Raw genomic sequence first — 1894 nt, forward strand, 5'->3', positions numbered from 1 at the left:
GTGAGGCCCTGCCGTTCCCTGGGATTCCAGGGAACGGCAGGGCCTCACGGCATTGCCTGGGGAGTTGCTCAGCTCTTGTCGGCGGCGGCCTCGGCGCCAGCGTCGGCTTCGGCCTTCGGCTCGGCCTTGGTGTCCTGGACCTCCTGGACGCGCTCGGGGACGACGCCGTCGAAGTCCTCGTCGATCTCCAGGTCGTCCTCGTCGTAGAACTCCTCGACGTCCTCCTCGTCCTCGAAGATCACGCGGTCGTCGGCGTTGTCGCCGCCACCGCGCTTCTTCGCCGGCGCATCCGTCGACTCGGTCTCGTCCTCGGCCAGCTCCGGGTCGAGCGTGTCGATGAACTCCACGCCGTCGATCTCGGCGAGCCGCTCCGAGGCGTTGGTGGTGCCGTCGGTGTCGGCCTCGGCGGCCTTGGCGAACCAGTCACGGGCCTCGTCGGCCCGGCCGGCCGCGATCAGGGCCTCGGCGTAGGCGTACCGCAGGCGCGCGGTCCACGCGTGCACGGCGCTGGAAGCCAGCTCCGGGCTCTGCAGCGTCACCACGGCAGCGTCGAACTGCTCCATGTCGCTGCGGGCACCGGCCGCCACGAGACGCATCTCGACCTGGCCGGCCTTGTCCAGCTGCTTCACCTCGGGCTCACCGGCCATCGCCAGCGCCCGCTCCGGGCGGCCCAGACCGCGCTCGCAGTCGGCCATCACCGGCCACAGGTCCGCCCGGCCGGTCATCCGACGGGCGGCGCGGAACTCGGTCAGCGCCTCGGAGTAACGCTGCGTCATGTACGAGGCGAAACCGGCCGCCTCACGGACCGCCGCCACGCGGGAGGCCAGACGGAGCGCGACACGCGAGTACTGGTAGGCCTCCTCCGGCTCGCTGTCGAGCATGCGGGCCACCATCACCAGGTTGCGGGCGACGTCGTCCGCGAGGGTCTTGGGCAGGCTCTTGAGCTCCTGGCGCACGTCCGCGTCCAGCTCGAAGCCGGTGATGTCCTCCGGGATCGGCAGACGCTTGACGGGCTCGTAGTTGCCCCGGCGGTCGTCGTAGTCCCGACGGTCACCGCCGCGGTCGTCACGGTCCCGACCGTAGCCGCCGCCCTGGCGGTCGTCACGGCGGAAACCGCCGCGGTCACCGCCGGACGGGCGGTCGTCACGGCGGAAGCCACCGCGGTCACCGCCGGACGGACGGTCGTCGCGACGGAAGCCACCACCGGAGGGGCGGTCGCCGCGGTCACGGTTGAAGCCACCACCGGAGGGGCGGTCGTCACGACGGAAGCCGCCGCGCTCGCCACCACGGTCGTCACGGTCACGGCCGTAGCCACCACCGGTCGGGCGGTCGTCACGACGCGGACGGTCGTCACGGTCGTCACGACGGAAACCACTCGGGCGGTCGTCACGGCGGAAGCCACCGCGGTCACCGCCAGACGGACGGTCGTCGCGGCGGAAGCCACCACCGGTCGGGCGGTCACCGCGGTCACGGTTGAAACCGCCACCGGAGGGACGGTCGTCACGACGGAAGCCACCGCGGTCGCCGCCGCGGTCGTCACGGTCACGGTTGAAGCCGCCACCGGAGGGGCGGTCGTCACGACGGAAGCCGCCGCGCTCGCCACCACGGTCGTCACGGTCACGGCCGTAGCCACCACCGGTCGGGCGGTCGCCGCGGTCACGGTTGAAGCCACCACCGGAGGGACGGTCGTCGCGACGGAAGCCACCACCGGAGGGGCGGTCACCGCGGTCACGGTTGAAACCGCCACCGGAGGGACGGTCGTCACGACGGAAGCCACCACCGGAGGGGCGGTCACCGCGGTCACGGTTGAAACCGCCACCGGAGGGACGGTCGTCACGACGGAAACCACCGCGGTCGCCACCACGGTCGTCACGGTCACGGCCGTAGCCACCAC

Annotated in this window: 1 protein-coding gene and 1 pseudogene; both read right to left on the reverse strand. The window is 72.3% G+C overall.

Features of this window, described 5'->3' with window-relative positions; all coding sequences use genetic code 11:
- Nucleotides 1-68: 68 nt before the first annotated feature.
- A complete protein-coding gene (locus ACWGKU_RS40920; RefSeq protein WP_452181089.1) occupies nt 69-1001 on the reverse strand; it encodes a hypothetical protein in 933 nt (310 codons plus the stop codon).
- Nucleotides 1002-1235: 234 nt separating this feature from the next.
- Nucleotides 1236-1894: pseudogene (locus ACWGKU_RS40925) on the reverse strand (DEAD/DEAH box helicase); the annotation flags it as partial.

This window comes from Kitasatospora sp. NPDC054768, from assembly GCF_053612025.1.